2 protein-coding genes are annotated in these 1293 nt (G+C 59.6%); both read right to left on the bottom strand.

All coding sequences use genetic code 11. The annotated features are described in order from the left end of the window. Positions 1 to 183 precede the first annotated feature (183 nt). Positions 184 to 666, bottom strand: a complete 483-nt coding sequence (locus tag CXQ93_RS20130; RefSeq protein ID WP_104112170.1) for an LPD29 domain-containing protein — start codon at positions 664 to 666, stop codon at positions 184 to 186. Between the two features lie 82 nt (positions 667 to 748). After that, positions 749 to 1177, bottom strand: coding sequence for a hypothetical protein (locus CXQ93_RS20125; RefSeq protein WP_104112169.1), 429 nt, complete (start codon positions 1175 to 1177; stop codon positions 749 to 751). Positions 1178 to 1293: the final 116 nt, after the last annotated feature.

Genomic DNA, 1293 nt, shown 5'->3' with positions numbered 1-1293 from the left:
CAAAAAGCAGGGGCGGGCACGGCGGAGCTTGCGGAGCCGGGACCACCCCCAACAGTCGGACGCGCAGCGGACGCCCATTAGTGGGTTGCGAGCTAGCGAGTAACCCACCTTCGGTTATCGCTCCGCGCCAGCGGACGAGAACCAGGAACAAGGACCGGCGCGCCAGCGCCGGCCCTTTAAGTCTCAGTCCAGGCCGTCGTCTTGGCTGTCCGCAATAGCTCGGACAAAATCATGGATGGTTCCCTGGGCATACCGGAAGTGAGGGGCTCGTTCCAGCACTATCTGCGGAACAGGGAAGGCACTGCCGTTGTAGATGACACCCAGCTTCAGCGCTGCCAGCACTTCGGTCTGTATCTCTTCGTACCTCGCACGGGTAATCATGCGCATAGTGCGAATGTGATCAGATCCGTAGTGGATGCGCTGGCCGTTCTTCTCGTGGATTACCGGATCGTAGAAGTCACCGGATGCGTCCGGCTCGGTACCTTCAAACCCCTTGACCACGGCGTCAACTTTCGGTGTCGTCGGGCCTCCGGTCCAGTTCACGTCAAGGCTCGCCCCGCCTGCGTATTTGGTAGTGCGGACTGAGAACGTAGTGCCAGGGAAATTCTCTTTCAAGGCCTTACGAACAAGCTTTGCGGTGTCTGTGGCGGAAATGTAAATCGTCATGACGGCTCTTTCTTTCGCTGCTGATTGGTCGGGCTGTGGTGGCCCTCCCCGCTTTTGGGAGGGCCACCACGAATTCACTTGGCTAGTCGAGCCAGCCGGGGTAAGGCTGGGCATACTGGGCGGGAATGTCGGCCAGCTTTTCCGGCAAGTCCTTAGGCCCGTGGGCTTGGCCGTTGATCCAGCTGAAATGAGCTTGGGCGGTAACAGCTGCCCAATGGGCTTTCTGCTCGCGGTACCACGTCGTGGATACGTCGCCCTCGCAATAGGTGACCATGCCCCACAGGGGGCCTTTTTCGTCGGCGGTGCGAGTACCTGCCACCATGACGTAGGGCCACTGGCCCAAGTCCCAGCCGTCAATGCCCCAGTTGGGGATTACGGCCCATCCCTCGGTTTCGATAGCTTCCATCCAGTCGTACCCGTCGCCCTCGTGGAAGTCGCCCAGAATCTGGCCGTGAGTGATGACTTCCTTGGTGTCCTGCGTGGCAACGGCGGTCAGCGTTGTGATGCTCATAATGGTTGTGCTCCTTGTGCGAAGGTGTGGGGTGAGTGAGCGGTGTGACCCGGCCAGCTGCTTACTTTTCTCTCTCTTTCCCCGTTGTTTTTTGGTTGCTGGCAAGCTCGCTTGCT

It is taken from the genome of Arthrobacter sp. N199823 (assembly GCF_002929705.1).
GTDB lineage: Bacteria > Actinomycetota > Actinomycetes > Actinomycetales > Micrococcaceae > Specibacter.
The sequence above is the reverse complement of the archived record's forward strand: the minus strand, read 5'-3'. Positions and strand labels throughout refer to the sequence as shown.

What these genes read in the sequence shown, in the direction of transcription:
- CXQ93_RS20130 (WP_104112170.1), bottom strand. Translation starts at nt 666, where the DNA reads ATGACGATTTACATTTCCGCCACAGACACCGCAAAGCTTGTTCGTAAG.
- CXQ93_RS20125 (WP_104112169.1), bottom strand. Translation starts at nt 1,177, where the DNA reads ATGAGCATCACAACGCTGACCGCCGTTGCCACGCAGGACACCAAGGAA.